Here is a 15756-nt window from a genome sequence, read left to right as displayed (position 1 = left end):
CGCTCGCCCACAGGTTGAATTTCGGTGCTGAAATAGAACAAACCACGAACGGTGTCAACTTCTTTTTGTTGAGAGGCGCAACGGGACACACGCGCCCGCGTCGTGCCACGCGCGACATCGGAGGTCGACTTCAAGGACATCGCCGCCTTCTGTCGAAGATTGGCCTCGTGGTCTTAATCGCGGACTGCGTCTTCACAAATGAAAGCTTGCGACTGATCACTCCCGGCGGGCTCAGCCTGATTTTTGATTTTCCGATAATACCACTCTGCCAGTGTTTTGCCCGACGTGTCAAACCTCTTTTGCGATCTTATGCGCAAAAACCGAAATCACGCCTCGTCCAACCCCGCCCCGCGATCCATCACGACCGCTTGCCCCTTCGCGGTCAGCTTGTAGATGTCGCCATCCCTCTCGACGTAGCCATCCGCGATCAGCTCGAACAGCTCGCCGTGCCTGTCATCGCTGAAGGCGATGGACTGGCCGATGTCGCAGAGGATGGCGATCTGGGCATCCGTCAGCATGATATCCTCCTGACGGTATGAAATCCGAGGGCGGTGGACGGTTCCTCAGCCGCGAGGCCGGAGGCCATTCCAACATCAAAAGCCCGCGGCGGATTACCTCCGCGCGGGCGCGACCTGATTTTTCGACTTTTCCGATGATGGCATTCTGCCAGTGTTTTGCCCGACGTGTCAAACGAATGAATTCGCCAAATATCCGGAGTCAGCATCAGGACCGGATATCGGTCTGAAAGCGGTCACTGCCCGGTCGCACCTGTTCGTCTGGGCCAACCGGAAGATCTCCAGTTACGCGCGTACATTGCCGATCTCAATCTATTGAGCAGATTGATCGAGCATCTGTGCAAAGTATTCCTTTGTCCGCTTGAACGAATCCTCCGCTGCTTTCGGATTTCCGCCCATCTTGTGCTTCTTCACTCCTCCACCGACGCTCCAACCATTAACCTCGGTGACACTCTGTGTTCGGTCAAACCCATGGTACGCTCCGGGGTAGAAGACCATCTCTACCGGAGCGGCCTTCTTCAGGTCTCCATCGGCCTGCAACTCGTGGCACAGCGAAGCTGGAGTCCAGTTATCCTCTTCTCCTATGAGCACGAGCAGCGGCATATCAACTTTGGTGTCAAGCTTTGGGTTGCAATACGGATAGTAAGCTACTGCGGCTCGCACGCCGAAAAGCTTGAGTTGGTACTTCACCTGTACTGCTTTCATGATTGTCCAGGCGCCGTGTGAAAAGCCGAGAAGGCCAATCCGATCTTTCGCGACATATGGAACATTTCTTAGATACTCAGCTGTTCCATAGATGTCGGAAACTCGCATCTCGGGAGTGATAGCGGTGGTTTCCTTGCAGATGTTGCCAAAACCACGCGAGCCAAAGCTATCAATGACGACAGCCACGTAGCCCCACGACACTAGCCGTTCGGCCCAAAGCTCGTGATGATCATCATGCCCACCGCAACCATGCAAGACGATAACCGCCGGGGAAGGGCCGTTTTCCCGAGGCCGATATATTTCGGCGCGAACGGTCACCTGCTGGATAGTGGTGCCTGGCAACACCACGTTTGGGTACCGGACGTTATCCTTGGCGACCGCGGGCTGATTTATTCCAATAACTGTGCCAAGGAAGCACGCCAAAGCCATCACAAGCTTCGTTCTGATCTGCATGGTCATTCCTACCCCCAGCGAAAATGTCCGTTCATCTTGCCTGATTCGGATTGGCAGGAAACTTTGGATGTGGTGGCGATTTCGCTCCGGGTCACAGGACATCCGCTATTGTGGACCAAGCGACATCAAGCGAGTGCCGGCTCACAGAAAAGCCCGCGACGGATTGCCTCCGCGCGGGCTCGACCCGACATTTCCAATTTTCCGATGATGGCATTCTGCCAGTGTTTTGCCCGACGTGTCAAACGAACGATTGGGCAAGCCTGCGCGTTGGTCGAGCAGGAGAATCCGCCAAGAGACCTCAACAGGACACCAAACCATGACACCCAAGACTTCACGCAATCTGCCGGGACCCAAGCCGCGCAAGGACAAGGACCGCGACAGGCAGGAGGCGGTGATCGAAGACGCCGGCGAGACCGAGGACAACAGCCGCGACCTCGTGCACGGCGATGGCGGAACCATCGACCTTCCCACTAAACCCGGCGATTTGTCGAAAGACGATTAGGCCCCCGGCTGTGCGCCTCCCGTTGAGGCCATCCTGCCGGCGTTTTGCTGCCGGTGTTGCCTGGCGGCCCGAGGGCGCCGACCCGAACGGAGAACGCCTCTCCTCCCAGCTCAATATGTGGTGTGCAAGGGCCTTGCTTCAAGCTCCCGGCCCCGGTGTACACCCCCGCCTCACAACCAGCCGAGGGGTCACCACATGCCTGTCCTGCTTCCGATGTCACGCCCGCGCGCCCTCGCCTCGCACACCCGCACCGGCAAGGCGGCCCACCATGCCGTCGTGATCGCCGGCGGCGGGCCGACCGGATTGATGCTGGCGGCGGAGCTGGCGCTCGCCAAGGCTGACGTCGCCATCGTCGAGCGCCGCGCCAGCCAGGACCTCACCGGCACGCGGGCCGGCGGCCTGCACGCGCGCAGCATCGAGATCCTCGATCAGCGCGGCGTTGCGGATCGCTTCCTGCGCGAAGGCAAACTCACCCAGCTTGCCGGCTTCGCCTGGACGCGGCTCGACATCAGCGATCTCCCCACCCGGCACGCTTACGGACTGGCGCTGCGGCAGAACCATATCGAGCGCATTTTGGCCGATCGGGTCGAGGAGCTGGCCGTCCCGGTCTATCGCAACCGCGAGGTGACGGGTTTCGTGCAGGATGAAACCGGCGTCGACATGATGCTCTCCAGCGGCGAGACCTTGCGCGCGGATTACCTGGTCGGCTGCGACGGCGGCCGCAGCCTGGTTCGCAAGACGGCCGGCATCGATTTTGCTGGCTCCGATCCGACGCTCAGCAACCTCATGGCCGAAGTCGCGATGCGCGAGGCGCCGGCATGGGGGCTGCGTCACGATGCACTCGGCTTTCACGGCCTCAGCAAGACGGAGGACGGGCGCGTGCTGGCCGTCATGACGGAAGCGACGCTCGCGCGCACCGGCGATCCCGGCTTGCGCGATCTCAGCGATGCGCTGATCGCCGTGTACGGCACCGATTTTGGCGTCCACAGCCCGTCCTGGATCTCCCGTTTCACCGATGCGGCGCGACAGGCCGTCTCGTATCGCAGGGGGCGGGTGCTGCTCGCCGGCGACGCCGCGCATATCCACCACTCCGTCGGCGGACAGGGCCTCAACATCGGCCTGCAGGATGCCGTCAATCTCGGCTGGAAACTGGCGCAGGTGGTCAAGGGCACTTCGCCCGACGGCCTGCTCGACACCTACCATGCCGAGCGCCATGGCGTTGCCGCGCGCGTCCTGCGCAACACCAGGGCGCAGATCGCCCTGCTTCGCCGCGATGACGACGGCCGCAAGGCCGCCCGCGAGGTGATGTCCGAGCTGCTCGCCATGGACGAGCCGCGCAAGCGCTATGGCGCGATGATGAGCGGGCTCGACATCAGCTACGATCTCGGCGAGGGGCATCCGTTGCTCGGCCGCCGCATGCCCGATCTGGCGCTGACCGTCGAGGGCCGCCCTCTGCAGCTGTTCACGCTGCTGCATCATGCACGCGGCGTGCTGTTCAATTTCGGCGGCCCTGATGGTCCTGACATCTCGCCCTGGGCCGATCGCGTCACACGCATCGATGCCGACACTGACGACGCGTGGGAGCTTCCGGCGATCGGAGTGGTCACCAAACCTGCGGCGGTGCTGGTGCGGCCCGACGGGCATGTGGCGTGGGTGGGGCATGCGAGCCAAGCCGGACTTCAAGCCGGACTTGCGGAGGCGCTGACGACCTGGTTCGGTCTGGCCAATTGAAGCGCAGGAACGTCGGAGGCGTTGCGGAAACAAAAAGCCCGCGACGGATGCGTCCCGCGCGGGCCGAGCTGTTTCGATGGTGCCATTGTGCCGGTGTTTTGGTGCCGGTGTTTTGCCCGACGTGTCAAATCAAGAGGACGGCCCCGGCGCGGACGGGGGCTCGGGCGCCGGAGCCGCCATTCCAGGCCGGTCCATCGGCGGGCGGACCGACCACCTAACCAAATCAGCTTGGAAACCGGAAGTTCCTAACCGAGCTATCGGCCGTTACGCAGCGTGCGACAATTCCGCCGCGCGGGGCCTGGGTGCCTCACTCCTCCGCCAGCTTCCGCTCGATATAGGCATCAACCGTCTCCGCAAATGAGCGCTGCACGCCCACTGAGCTGACATGCAGCTCCAGCGCATCCTGCTGAAGCACGCGCAGGCCGCGGCTGCGCGCGCTGACCGGCGCCATCGCGAGATAATCGTCGATGGCGCTCATCGCCAGCGGAATGCCTTTCGGATCTCCCCTTGCGATCAGCAAACGCAGAAAGCTCAGGCAATCGGCCAGACCCGGCATGGGTTGGTATCTCAGCCTTGCTGCGATTTCCGCTTGGGTCTCCTGACGGGCTGGGTATGGGTCCCGAACAGCGCCAGCAGCAACGCAACTTCTTCCTTCGAACCGATCTGGATCATGGTGATCTCCTTTTCGCTCCGTTGGTCGGGCCCAACAGCAAAGACGTTCAGGACGATCTGGTTTCAGGACTGTTTCAAAACTGTTTCATCCCGACGGATCGCACTTTAATCAAAAGCAACGTAGCGGATTTGGCGAAATGAAATTTGTTCGCGCCATGCTGGCACATACGCGTCTTGAGGAGACATGCGCGATGTACTACGTCGCCGCCGCATTGCTGGGACTGTCAGGACTGTTCTATTCCGCGAGCCATCACGAGCTCGGCCAGTTCGGCTCGAACGTGTGCAGCTATGGCAGCACGTTCTGCGAGAATCCGGTGGTCGTCTTCACCGGCGCGGCGCTCGCCGCCGCCTGGGGCATGTTCGTCAGCATCAAGTAGCCCGCCGCCGATAACGGCGAGCGTCCCCACCCCGCGCGCCGGAGAAGACCGCGGGCACGGCATGTCGCTGGCCGGCCGAGGAACTTTCCGGCTATGATGGCGCTTGAGCCTTGAATTCGTCATTTCCGGAAGGTCAACCCTGTCGAACCGATCGCAACACCGGCCCACCAAGCACGGTCGCTCGGACGCGCCGGCGAAGTCCGCTCCGATGTGGCTGCGGCGGCTCGGTCCTGGCCTCGTCACCGGCGCGGCCGACGACGATCCGTCGGGCATCGCCACCTATTCGCAGGCTGGCGCGCAATTCGGCTACGGGCTGCTCTGGACGGTGTTCCTGACCACGCCGTTCATGATCGCCATCCAGCTCGTCAGCGCCCAGATCGGCCGAGTCACCGGCAAGGGGCTGGCGGCCAATGTGATGGAGCTCGCACCACGCTGGCTGGTGCTGGGGCTCGTGGCGCTGCTGGTCGCCGCCAACACCTTCAACATCGCCGCCGACATCGCGGCGATGGCGGAGGCGCTCTCGCTGGTCATCGGTGGGCTCAATCATGAGCACGCGCTGATCTTCGCGGCCGGATCGACCCTGCTCGAGGTGTTCGCGCCCTATCGACGCTATGCGCCGGTGCTGAAATTCCTGACGTTGACGCTGTTCGCCTATGTCGCCACCGCCTTCACGGTGAACATCCCGTGGAGCACGGCGCTGCTTGCCACGGTGTGGCCGAAAGCGACCGTCAACGCAGATTATTTCATGATGGTCGTCGCGGTCCTCGGCACCACCATCAGCCCCTATCTCTTCTTCTGGCAGGCGTCGCAAGAGGTCGAGGAGATGAACCAGGGCAAGCGCGACAAGCCGCTGCGCGATCTGCCGAACGGCGGCGATCCCGAAATCGCGCGCATCAAGGCCGACACCACCGTCGGCATGCTGCTGTCGAACGGCGTCGCCTTCTTCATCATCCTGACCACGGCCTCGGTGCTGAACGCCAACGGCGTCACCAACATCAGTTCGGCGACGCAGGCGGCCGAAGCGCTGCGGCCGCTCGCCGGCGACTTCACCTTCGCACTGTTCGCGCTCGGCATCATCGGCACGGGCCTCTTGGCGATCCCGGTGCTGGCAGGCTCGGCGGCTTATGGCGTTGCGGAGATTTTCGGCTGGCGTGCCACGCTGGAGGCAAAGCCGGAGAAGGCGGTCGGCTTCTACACCATTATCGCAGCCGCGACCGTGATCGGCTTCGTGCTTGGTTTCACCGGCATCAGTGCGATCCACATGCTGGTGTGGAGCGCCGTGCTCAACGGCATCGTCGCCGTTCCGATCATGGCGATGATGATGTTGATCGTCTCGAACGGGACGATCATGGGGCGCTTCAAGGCCCGGTCGTGGATCGTCACGCTGGGCTGGCTCGGCACCGCGCTGATGGCGCTTGCCGTCCTCGCTCTGCTCGGCTCGTCCGCGATGGGTTAGTGCGGCGACAGCGCTGCCGAGATCTGCGAGGCGATGACGAAGGCCGCGAACACGGCCGGCACGCTGATGAACCGCAAGAACTGGTCGACTGAAAGCATTGTTGTCTCCCCAAAGACAAAGCGCCCTCGCGAGGCTTCACGGCAGTCGGTGGTTAGCTTAACAATTGGGGCTTGGGCCGGGCTTATGACCGGACCAAAAGAAAAACAACGCCCGGCCGGGCGACAGGGAGCGATTATGACAAAATCATCAAAAGCAACAAATCTCGAGATCCTCGCTTGCGACGCCGGCTGGAGAAACTATCACTTCGTCAAAGTGACGACCGAAGACGGCATCGTCGGCTGGAGCGAGTTTGATGAGGGCTTCGGCTCGCCGGGCGTCGGAGCCGCGATCCAGCGCCTCTCCGCGCGCGTGATAGGCCAAAACGTCTTCCAGCACGAGCGCATCTTCGCCGAACTGTTCGCCGCCACCCGCCCTGCGGCCGGCGGCGTGGTGGCGCAAGCGCTCGGCGCGATCGAGAATGCATTGCTCGATGCCAAAGCGAAATGCCTGGGCATCCCCTGCTACGAGCTTCTCGGCGGCAAGATCCGCGACCGTATCAGGGTCTACTGGTCGCATTGCGCGACTTGGCGGATCAACCATCCGTCCTGGTACGGGCCGCCGATCGAAAACCTCGACGGCGTTAAGGCGATGGGGCGCGAGGTGCGCGAGAAGAAGTTCACCGCGCTCAAGACCAACATCTTTTCCTATGACGACGGCAAACCGACCGGCTGGCGGCCCGGCTTCGGCTCGCCCTTTGCGCCCGAGATCAACGTCGATCGCAAAATCCTGCACGACCTCCGCATGCATCTCGAAGCGATCCGCGACGGCGCGGGTCCCGACGTCGACATCCTGCTCGACTGCAACTTCAACGCCAAGACCGAAGGCTATTTGAAGATCCTGCGCACGATCGCCGACCTCGACATGTTCTGGATCGAGATCGACAGCTTCAATCCGCAAGCGCTCGGCCATATCCGCAGACAGAGCCCGCATCCGATCTCGTCTTGCGAGACGCTGTTGGGCCTGCGCGAATTCCTGCCCTATTTCCACGAGCAAGCGATGGACGTCGCGATCGTCGACACACCCTGGAACGGTGTTTGGCAATCAATGAAGATCGCCTCAGCCGCGGAAGCATTCGAGGTCAACGTCGCGCCGCATAATTTCTACGGCCATCTCTGCTCGATGATGAACGCGCATTTCTGTGCGGCAGTGCCGAACTTGCGCATCATGGAGATCGACGTCGACCGCCTTGCCTGGGACCGCGAGCTGTTCACGCATGAGCCGGAGATCCAGAACGGCCATCTGATCATTCCGGACCGACCGGGCTGGGGCACCGAGCCGAACGAGGAGGCCCTTCGCACCCATCCGCCGAAGACCACCGGCGGGCTCCTCAGCTACGGCCGCAAGAGCTGACGCTTACGGCGTCACCGGATTGACGGTCGGGGACGTCTTGGGACCCGGCCGCTCCGGTTCGACCGGCGATTTGGGCTCGGTCGGAAGCACCTTGGCGCCTGCCGCATGAGCGGCTTCGCCCGTGGTCGCATACATCGCGACATGAGCCGGCTGGGTCTTAGCGCGGTTCCACGGCCCGTGATCAACGATCAACATCGCAGCAATTGTCACGCCCGCCACAATCATCGCGATCACGCCGGGATGGCGAAGCGCTGAGGACATGGAGTTTGCGAAGCGGTCAGTTGGCATCGAAAGACCCATCATTTTTCCTCTCGCAGGTTAATTCAAATATGGCCCACGAGTTCCGCACCTGACTTAAGCAAGTTCCGAGCCAATGCCTGGAACTTGACCATTTCCATTCGTTCACTTTTTCACGTCGGGGCGCGCATCACCGACGAACTTGTCGCGGTTTGGCATTTTGATCGCCGCGAGCGATTTGGCATCGAGCGTCGCATCCGCTCCGACCAGCCCATTCAGATTCAAGACATAAGCGGACACCGCGTAGACGTCCTCATCGCTCAACGACTGCGGCGCGTTCTGCGGCATGGCGCGACGGATATAGTCGAACAACGTTGGCGCATAAGGCCAGTAGCTTCCGACAGTGCGGATCGGCTTGGCAGTCCCGATCGTGCCCTGCCCGCCGACGAGGCGATCGCCCAGACCGCCCTCGCCGTTGTCGCCATGACATGACGCACATTGCTGCGCGAACACCTCCCGTCCATGACTGACCGAACCGCTTCCCTTCGGCAGATTGCTGCCATCGTGCCCGACATCGATATTCCAGCCCGCGATCTCGGCCGCCGTCGCCGGTCGCCCGATGCCATAAGGACTTTGCGCCCGCGCGGTGTTCGCTGAAGCGCAGAGTAAGAACGCGAGAACGCTGCCGCAGATATTACGCCAGCGCATTGGTCACCTCCCCGTCGGCCGCGATGCGCCAGGGCCAGATCGCATTGTTGTGGTAGAAATAGTTCTCGCCGCGTACTGCGAGCAGCTCGGCGAGCGTCGGCTGCACATACTCTGTTTCATCGATTGCGCGGCTCTGGATCACCGCAGGCTTGCCGTCCCATTGCCAAGGCAGGCGGAAGCGCGTGAGGGCACGGGTCAGCACCGGCTCCTGCAAGTGCGCAGCCTGCCAGCTCCTACCATCATCGACGGACACCTCGACCCGCTTGATCTTGCCATGGCCACTCCAGGCGATGCCGGTGATTTCGTGGAAGCCGGGTGCGCCCAGATGCTGGCCGCCCGATGGACGCGTGATGATCGACTTCGCTTCCATGTAGAAAGAGAACTCTCTTGCCGTACCGTCCGGCAGGAGGTCGGTGTATTTCGAGGTCTCCTCGCGCGAATATGCGGGCTCTGCGGTCACGTGCAGGCGCCGCAACCACTTCACGTTCATATTGCCTTCGAACCCTGGCAGGAGCAGCCGCAACGGATAGCCCTGCTGCGGACGAAGCCGCTCGCCGTTCTGGCTATAGACGAGCATGGCATCCTCGAGGCATTTCTCGATGGGGATGCTTCGGGTCAGCGCAGCAGCGTCGGCGCCTTCAGCGATGATCCATTTGGCTTCCGGCTTCAGCCCGGCCTCCTGAAGCACCAGCTTCAGGCTGACGCCGGTCCATTCGGCGCAGCTCAGCAGGCCGACGAGGTCCGACGCCGTCTTGCCATAGGGCTTGGCGTAACCGGGATTGCCGGAGCATTCGAGAAAGTGAATGCGCGACTCCGACGGGAAGCGCCGCAGATCGTCCATGGTGAAGATCAAGGGCCGCTCGACAAGGCCGTGAAGCATCAGCCGGTGCTGCGCCGGGTCGATGGTCGGAACGCCGCCGTGATGCCGCTCGTAGAACAGGCCATTCGGCGTGATGATGCCATCGAGCTCCTGCAATGGCGTCCGGCCGGATGCGGAGATGTACTGTTTGAGGTTCTTCGAGATATTCTTGACGACGCCCTTCTCGAACGGCGACGGCGCGCCGTAGGGCTGGCTTCCCATCGGTTCGCCCGGCGCTTTCATCCAATCGGGGACATTGGGCGGAAGATTTTCGGTCTCGGCGGCGGCTGATGCTCCGGCTCCCAGAACAAAGCCGCCTGCCACGGCGCTGCTCCCTTGCAAGAAGCGGCGCCGTGTGGACCTCGTGGATTTGTCGCGGTTGTCGATCGTGCTGCTCATTGCGGACCCTCGGCTCAAGCTCGGCCCGCATGAAACCTTCCGCGAAGCGCATTTGCAATTCGCGTGCATTTCAAAAGCAGTCGATTTCGATCAGGACTGATCTATATCCGCCCCGCCGCGACAGCAGTTCCATTCTTCGCAACGCACAAACGGCTCGCGTGTCACTCACCCGGCGCGATTGCATTGCTGGGTGTCGGCCGATCGGTGATCTGCTGGCCGAACAGGCTGCCGATCAGTTCGACCGCGGTGCGTGCAGTGCGGCCGCGCTCGTCCAGGAACGGATTGAGCTCGACAATGTCGAGCGACCCCACCACACCGGAATCATGCAGCAATTCCATGATCAGATGCGCCTCGCGATAGGTCGCCCCTCCCGGCACCGTGGTGCCGACACCCGGCGCGACGCAAGGGTCGAGGAAATCGACATCGAAGCTGACATGCAGCACGCCGTTGCTCGCTTTGACACGTTCGATGACGCGCCGGATCAGCACCGCGACGCCGAACTCGTCGATCTGGCGCATGTCGACAACCCTGATCCGGCGCGTGCGCATCAGCTCCTTTTCGAGCTTGTCGATCGAACGCGCGCCGAACAGGTCGAGCCTGTCCGGATCAATCGAGGCGCGCGGATCATCGCCCAGGAGGCCATCGAGCCCCGCCTCGCCGCACAGGAACGCCGCCGACATACCATGCATATTGGCTGTGATCGTCGTCTCCGGCGTATTGTAGTCGGCATGGGCATCGAGCCAGAGCACGAACAGCTCACGTCCACGCTCCTGCCAATGCCGCGCCATCGCATTGACCGAACCCATTGACAGCGTGTGATCGCCCCCGAGGAAGATCGGCAAGGCGCCCGTTTGCGCGATCTCGTAGCCGCGACCACTGAGCATGCGCGTCCAGCGCTGGATTTCGCGGTAGTGATTGGCCTTCTCCGGCGGCCGGTCGACGAGGTCCCAGACCTCGGCCACAGAAAGATCGCCGTAATCGACGACTTCGAAATCCAGGCTTTCAAGCAGCGTTGCAAGGCCGGCAGTCCGCAGCGCCGCGGGACCCATCAAGGTGCCGCGCTGTGAAGCGCCCATATCGATGGGCGCACCCAGCAGCGCGATGCGCCTGGCTCGATCCGTGATGGTTCGATCGGTCACGGCAATCTCCTGAGGTCAGCAAGGCTGCACCAGCGTAACAGAGATTCGCATCCGTCGTTTCACGGGGAGCCGGAACAAAATCCCGCGCCCCGCATTTCCCCCGCAAGGCCGGCACCCGCCGTTCAAAACGGCGCCTGTCGCGGATAGCCAAAGGTCTTCGGGCCCGCTGTTCAAAACGAGCGCACGCGCGGATAGCCAAAGGTGCCGGCCTCAGGTTCGTCAGGTCTGGAGGTCTCGCTTGAGCATGGACATACCCCAGCCCAATCCTCAGCCAGGCATGGCCGAGCGCGCCATCGATGCGGCGACCGACGTGTCCCACACCATCGGCGAGGTCACCGGAGGTTTGCGCGCTGCCGTCGATCGCCTCACCTACGCGATCGACGAAGCGCGAAGGCCCGGACGGCCGCTCTCGACAGTGGCGGCGATCACGCGCGAAGCCCCCTTGGCCAGCCTGTTCGTGGCTTTCCTCCTTGGCGTGGCGGTTGCGCGCCGGCGCTAGAGCCAAACAGGCGCACTTAGGCAGCGCTGACAGTTTCCAGCTCGCCCACCAGAAATTGCTTCTCGAACGCGCCGGCAGGCATCGGACGGCCGAAAAAGTAGCCCTGTCCTTCCTGGCAGCCCATGCTGACCAGGAAATCCGCCGTGGCGCGATTCTCGATACCTTCGGCAACGACCGTAAGACCGAGCTGCTTGCTGAGGCCGATGGTCGAGCCGACGATCGCCGCGTCGTCGGAATCCGCGAGCAGATCGAACACGAACGAGCGGTCGATCTTGAGCCCGTCGAGCGGAAACTTCTTCAGGTAGCTCAGGCTTGCATAGCCCGTTCCGAAATCGTCGAACAGGATGCGGACGCCGAGTTGCTGGATCCGCTTGAACATGTCGAGCACCCGGCCCTCGTCGCGCAGCAGGATGTCCTCTGTGACTTCGATCTCGAGCAACGAGGGGGTTAGCCCCGTCGTTTTCAGCAACTCCGCAACCGAACGCGCGAGATCGCCGGAGTGGAGTTGCGACGGCGAAAGGTTGATTGCGACGCGTACGGCGTTGCCCGAGAGCTCCCACGCACGCGCCTGCCGGCCGGCCGTCTCCATCACCCAATTCGCGATCCGCTCGGACAGGGCCGAGGTGTTGACCACGGGCATGAACTCTCCGGGCGAGACATAGCCGCGCACCGGGTGCCGCCAGCGGATCAGCGCTTCGGCCCCGACCAGGCCGCCATCGATCAGGCGAACCTGAGGTTGGTAGAACAGTTCGAACTCGCCGCGGTCGGCGGCAAGCGCCAGTTCACTCTCAAGCGTCAGCCGGTTCTCCAGTTCCTGCCGGATGACGCTCTCGAAGATCACATGACTGCCGCGCCGGGTCGCCTTGGCGCGGCTCAGCGCCAGATGGCCGTTGCTCAGGAGATCATCCGCGCTTTGTCCGCCTTCCGGATAGATTGCGACGCCGACGCTGATCCTGACGCGGTGCTGGCGCGTGCCTGTCACAAGCGGCGCCTCGAATGCGCGCGCAATTCGCTCGGCGAACGCGGTCATCGGCTCGTCGCTCTCTGCGCAATTCAGCGCTATCGCAAACTCGTCGCCGCTGAGCCGGGCGACCACCGCCTTGCCATCGGCCTCGGTCCGCAAGCGCTCAGCCACCGCCCGCAGCACGAGATCGCCGGCCGAGTGTCCAAGCATATTGTTGATTTGCTGAAAGCCATCGAGCCCCAGCACGAGAAGTGCGACCTCTGAGGACCGCCGATGTGCCCCGGTGATCAGGCTGGCAAGCCTCGCATGCAGCGTGTTGCGGTTGGCAAGCCCTGTCAGCGCATCGTACTCGGCGAGATATCTGACGCGTTCGGCCTCGCGCTTGCGCACGGAGATGTCGCGCAGGATCGCGCCGTATTGGAAGCCGTCCGTTCCCTGCCAACCCGAGAAGCTCGCCTCGACCGGGAAGGTTTCGCCAGTCTTGCGCCTGCCCTCGAACTCGACGACCACGGCACCACCCGGGACCAGCAGCGCCTGGCGCGCAGCGCCGCGCATGGCGAAAGTCCTTGCAGCTGCCTCTGCCGGCATCGCGCAAAGCGCTTCGAAGGGTCGGCCGATCATCTCGGTCGGCATGTAACCAAAGATCGCACTCGCGCCGGGATTCCAGACCGTGATCCGGTGATCTTCGTCGGTGCAGACCAGACCATCGCCGAGCGACATCGCGATACGGTGAAAGCGGCTCTCAGCGATGCGTCCCAAGAGACCGCGGAAATCGATCTCGTCCAGCGCGATGGCCGCGAGATAAGCGACGATCGCAATGTGGAACAGCGACGTGTCGATGACGAGTGGCCAACGTTCCTGCACAAGGACCGCGGTCATTTCGATGCCTGCTCCGGCTGCGACGAGGATCGCAACGCGGACACCCGGTGCGACGCGGCGCCATGAATACATCATCAGCAGGCAGATCACGCCGAAGCCAGCGATCATGCCGGCATCGGACGTCCAGCACAGCATCCGGTTCTGAAGGACCGATTCTGCCGCCAATGCCTGAAGGACGGGCCCCGCGACGATGCGGCCATTTGGAACACTGAACCGGTCGCCCAGCTCGAGTGCCGTGGCGCCGACGATGACCTTCTTATCCCTCAGCTTGTCGAGCGCCGCGGCGTCTCCCCGGAGCACGTCGACATAGGAAACGCTCGGAATGGAAGCCGCACGAATGCTGAAGTCGATCAGGAAGGGTCGCCGCCGATTGGCATCCTGCCCGGCCAGCACGACGGCCATCGACGGCATCTGCGCGTCGCCGAGCTTTTCTGCAACCGGATAACGGCGAACGAGCCCATCGGATTCGACCGCGACATTGACGACGGCCGGCCACGACTGGTTGCTGAACGATTTCAGCGGACGATTGATATGCGCCGCGCCGCCATTTGGCGTCGGCTGCTTGAAGGATGGCAGGATCGTCGAGCCTCCAACCTCCCGAAGCGCAGTGGCGAAAGCCTCGTCGGAAGCCGGATCCGACGGCGAACTGAAATCGATGTCGAAAGCCACGTCCTGCGCACCGGCGGCCTCGAGCCGGTGCAGGAGGTCGGCGTGCAGGCTGCGTGGCCAGGGCCACACGCCGATCTGATCGATCGAGGGAGCGTCGATAGCCACCACGACGACATTCCCGCTGGCGGAGCGCGACTGCCAGGCGAAGCGCAGATCAGTGAGCGCGCTGCGAAGCGAGCCGTGCCATCCCGTGGACAGCACAACCGCCAGCGCGATCACGACAAGGATATGTGGCCGATAGCGTTTCACCCGATCCTCCCGCACCCGCTTCGACGGGTGCGCCCCCTCATCCCCTAGCGAATCACCTTAGTGGTGATGACCATTCCCGTTGCCGTTCCCGTTGCTGCCATTCCCGCCGCCATTTCCGTAGCCGTTACCTTGATTGCCCTTGCCGTTACCGATGGGACCGCCATTGCCGTTGCCGTTGTTGGTGCCGTTGTTGTTCCCAACCGAATTATCGCTAGTCGACCCAGCGGTGGTCGCAACAGTGGTTGATGCACTTGATGACGTCGATAAGGCGCTGGCCGCAGATCCACTGCTGCTCACGGTGACTGCCGTAACCGTGGAGCTGTTGGCGGCCGTAGTCGTCGCGCTCGCCTTGCTCTCGCTCCACACCGTATCGGTGCTGGGATTCGCGTTCCGTACACGCCCCGGTACGACGGCGTCGTGGGCGAGCCCATGGGTAACCTTGTGGAAGTTCAGCTTGACCTCGCCGAGCGAGCTCGAGACGCGCACGGCTCCGGCCTTCGGCGCGTGAGCCCCAGATGCCTGGCGCGATTGCGTCGGCGCGCCGGCCGTCTTGGTGCCCTTGTCGATCGTGCCAAGCGCATGGATCGCAGGGCCGTTCGCCGCATTGCGCGGCACTGACAGGCCTGACTTCGGCACAGGGACGCGCTCGATCGTCGACGCGCGCGGCTTGCCTTGCTCGATCGGATTGAGCGTACCGGAGCCGCTCAGGCTAAGACCCGGCTTGCCGTGTTCGAAGGCGGTGGCCACCTGCCCCGGCATGACCTGCGCAATCTGGCCGGTCTTGAAATCGGAGACTTCAACCTGGCCGCGGAGCACGCCCACCTTGGTGCTGCCCGCGCCCACTGTGACGCTGAAATGCGTGCCCTTGACCACGGCGGCGAGGTACGGCGTCTCGACCTCGAAATGCTTGACGTTGCGCTTCTCGACCTCGAGCAGGATCGAACCCGCCTGCTGGATGATGGTGGTCGAAAGTCCCTCGTTCTTCTCGGCCGGCACACCGACCACCGAATTGGGGGAGATCAAAATCGTCTCTTCGCCCCGAACGAGCAGCACGCGGCCGTTGCGCCCGGTGCGGATGGTATCGCCCGGCTTCAGCGTCTCTTCCTGTTTCAACGACACCTGCTGGGTGCCGCTGGTGGCGAGCCAGACCTCGCCCGACGACTTGCTGACCGACCAGACGCCGTCATCCGCAGCCGATGCACCTGACACCGTTCCCAGGATCAGCGCTGCCATTAAGGCGCACTGCATTCCAATTCGAGCAAGCATGATGACCCTCAGTCTGAGTTGCTGCGAG

At 62.9% G+C, this 15756-nt stretch carries 15 protein-coding genes; 6 read left to right on the top strand and 9 right to left on the bottom strand.

Features of this window, described 5'->3' with window-relative positions; all coding sequences use genetic code 11:
- Nucleotides 1–326: 326 nt before the first annotated feature.
- Entirely contained in the window at nucleotides 327–518 is a 192-nt protein-coding gene (locus tag JJC00_RS13360) for a hypothetical protein (RefSeq protein WP_200472993.1), read from the bottom strand.
- Nucleotides 519–827: 309 nt separating this feature from the next.
- A complete protein-coding gene (locus JJC00_RS13355; protein WP_200472992.1) occupies nucleotides 828–1679 on the bottom strand; it encodes a dienelactone hydrolase family protein in 852 nt (283 codons plus the stop codon).
- 310 nt (nucleotides 1680–1989) lie between these two features.
- On the opposite strand from JJC00_RS13355, the gene JJC00_RS13350 reads away from it, so the two are divergent.
- Entirely contained in the window at nucleotides 1990–2175 is a 186-nt protein-coding gene (locus JJC00_RS13350; protein WP_200472991.1) for a hypothetical protein, read from the top strand.
- Between the two features lie 195 nt (nucleotides 2176–2370).
- Nucleotides 2371–3906 carry an FAD-dependent monooxygenase gene (locus JJC00_RS13345; protein WP_200472990.1) on the top strand — a complete coding sequence of 512 codons (1536 nt, stop codon included), beginning with the start codon at nucleotides 2371–2373 and terminating at the stop codon, nucleotides 3904–3906.
- A gap of 307 nt (nucleotides 3907–4213) precedes the next feature.
- Here the strand turns inward: JJC00_RS13345 and JJC00_RS13340 are convergent, their stop codons facing one another.
- On the bottom strand, nucleotides 4214–4462 hold the full coding sequence (locus tag JJC00_RS13340; RefSeq protein ID WP_200472989.1) for a hypothetical protein: 249 nt from the start codon (nucleotides 4460–4462) through the stop codon (nucleotides 4214–4216).
- Between the two features lie 307 nt (nucleotides 4463–4769).
- Between JJC00_RS13340 and JJC00_RS13335 the strand changes: the two genes are divergently transcribed.
- The 3 genes from JJC00_RS13335 to JJC00_RS13325 all read left to right on the top strand — a co-directional run bounded on the left by JJC00_RS13335 (nucleotide 4770) and on the right by JJC00_RS13325 (nucleotide 7860).
- Nucleotides 4770–4955, top strand: a complete 186-nt coding sequence (locus JJC00_RS13335) for a hypothetical protein (RefSeq protein ID WP_148753489.1) — start codon at nucleotides 4770–4772, stop codon at nucleotides 4953–4955.
- A gap of 208 nt (nucleotides 4956–5163) precedes the next feature.
- On the top strand, nucleotides 5164–6411 hold the full coding sequence (locus JJC00_RS13330) for an NRAMP family divalent metal transporter (protein WP_200472988.1): 1248 nt from the start codon (nucleotides 5164–5166) through the stop codon (nucleotides 6409–6411).
- A gap of 234 nt (nucleotides 6412–6645) precedes the next feature.
- On the top strand, nucleotides 6646–7860 hold the full coding sequence (locus tag JJC00_RS13325) for a mandelate racemase/muconate lactonizing enzyme family protein (protein ID WP_200472987.1): 1215 nt from the start codon (nucleotides 6646–6648) through the stop codon (nucleotides 7858–7860).
- 3 nt (nucleotides 7861–7863) lie between these two features.
- On the opposite strand, the gene JJC00_RS13320 is transcribed toward JJC00_RS13325, so the two are convergent.
- From JJC00_RS13320 to rocF, 4 genes are all read right to left on the bottom strand, one after another.
- The gene (locus JJC00_RS13320) at nucleotides 7864–8160 is read right to left on the bottom strand and encodes a hypothetical protein (protein WP_200474107.1); all 297 of its coding nucleotides are present in this window, start codon (nucleotides 8158–8160) and stop codon (nucleotides 7864–7866) included.
- A 102-nt stretch (nucleotides 8161–8262) separates the two neighbouring features.
- Nucleotides 8263–8805, bottom strand: a complete 543-nt coding sequence (locus tag JJC00_RS13315) for a c-type cytochrome (RefSeq protein WP_200472986.1) — start codon at nucleotides 8803–8805, stop codon at nucleotides 8263–8265.
- Nucleotides 8792–10063, bottom strand: coding sequence for a sulfite dehydrogenase (gene soxC, locus JJC00_RS13310; RefSeq protein ID WP_200472985.1), 1272 nt, complete (start codon nucleotides 10061–10063; stop codon nucleotides 8792–8794). Before soxC ends, JJC00_RS13315 begins: the two co-directional genes overlap by 14 nt.
- 161 nt (nucleotides 10064–10224) lie before the next feature.
- On the bottom strand, nucleotides 10225–11202 hold the full coding sequence (rocF, locus tag JJC00_RS13305; protein ID WP_200472984.1) for an arginase: 978 nt from the start codon (nucleotides 11200–11202) through the stop codon (nucleotides 10225–10227).
- A gap of 244 nt (nucleotides 11203–11446) precedes the next feature.
- Here rocF and JJC00_RS13300 point away from each other — a divergent pair, with 244 nt between their 5' ends.
- Entirely contained in the window at nucleotides 11447–11701 is a 255-nt protein-coding gene (locus JJC00_RS13300) for a hypothetical protein (RefSeq protein ID WP_200472983.1), read from the top strand.
- A gap of 16 nt (nucleotides 11702–11717) precedes the next feature.
- Here the strand turns inward: JJC00_RS13300 and JJC00_RS13295 are convergent, their stop codons facing one another.
- Complete coding sequence (locus tag JJC00_RS13295; RefSeq protein ID WP_200472982.1) at nucleotides 11718–14462, bottom strand: EAL domain-containing protein; 2745 nt, start codon at nucleotides 14460–14462, stop codon at nucleotides 11718–11720.
- A 57-nt stretch (nucleotides 14463–14519) separates the two neighbouring features.
- Complete coding sequence (locus tag JJC00_RS13290; RefSeq protein WP_200474106.1) at nucleotides 14520–15728, bottom strand: FecR family protein; 1209 nt, start codon at nucleotides 15726–15728, stop codon at nucleotides 14520–14522.
- Between the last annotated feature and the right edge of the window lie 28 nt (nucleotides 15729–15756).

Source organism: Bradyrhizobium diazoefficiens, from assembly GCF_016616885.1.
Lineage (GTDB): Bacteria > Pseudomonadota > Alphaproteobacteria > Rhizobiales > Xanthobacteraceae > Bradyrhizobium > Bradyrhizobium diazoefficiens_F.
The sequence above is the reverse complement of the archived record's forward strand: the minus strand, read 5'-3'. Positions and strand labels throughout refer to the sequence as shown.

Excerpts from the sequence above, each read along its gene's own strand:
- JJC00_RS13360 (WP_200472993.1), bottom strand. The coding sequence starts at position 518 with ATGCTGACGGATGCCCAGATCGCCATCCTCTGCGACATCGGCCAGTCC.
- JJC00_RS13355 (WP_200472992.1), bottom strand. The coding sequence starts at position 1,679 with ATGACCATGCAGATCAGAACGAAGCTTGTGATGGCTTTGGCGTGCTTC.
- JJC00_RS13350 (WP_200472991.1), top strand. The coding sequence starts at position 1,990 with ATGACACCCAAGACTTCACGCAATCTGCCGGGACCCAAGCCGCGCAAG.
- JJC00_RS13345 (WP_200472990.1), top strand. The coding sequence starts at position 2,371 with ATGCCTGTCCTGCTTCCGATGTCACGCCCGCGCGCCCTCGCCTCGCAC.
- JJC00_RS13340 (WP_200472989.1), bottom strand. The coding sequence starts at position 4,462 with ATGCCGGGTCTGGCCGATTGCCTGAGCTTTCTGCGTTTGCTGATCGCA.
- JJC00_RS13335 (WP_148753489.1), top strand. The coding sequence starts at position 4,770 with ATGTACTACGTCGCCGCCGCATTGCTGGGACTGTCAGGACTGTTCTAT.
- JJC00_RS13330 (WP_200472988.1), top strand. The coding sequence starts at position 5,164 with ATGTGGCTGCGGCGGCTCGGTCCTGGCCTCGTCACCGGCGCGGCCGAC.
- JJC00_RS13325 (WP_200472987.1), top strand. The coding sequence starts at position 6,646 with ATGACAAAATCATCAAAAGCAACAAATCTCGAGATCCTCGCTTGCGAC.
- JJC00_RS13320 (WP_200474107.1), bottom strand. The coding sequence starts at position 8,160 with ATGGGTCTTTCGATGCCAACTGACCGCTTCGCAAACTCCATGTCCTCA.
- JJC00_RS13315 (WP_200472986.1), bottom strand. The coding sequence starts at position 8,805 with ATGCGCTGGCGTAATATCTGCGGCAGCGTTCTCGCGTTCTTACTCTGC.
- soxC (WP_200472985.1), bottom strand. The coding sequence starts at position 10,063 with ATGAGCAGCACGATCGACAACCGCGACAAATCCACGAGGTCCACACGG.
- JJC00_RS13300 (WP_200472983.1), top strand. The coding sequence starts at position 11,447 with ATGGACATACCCCAGCCCAATCCTCAGCCAGGCATGGCCGAGCGCGCC.
- JJC00_RS13290 (WP_200474106.1), bottom strand. The coding sequence starts at position 15,728 with ATGCTTGCTCGAATTGGAATGCAGTGCGCCTTAATGGCAGCGCTGATC.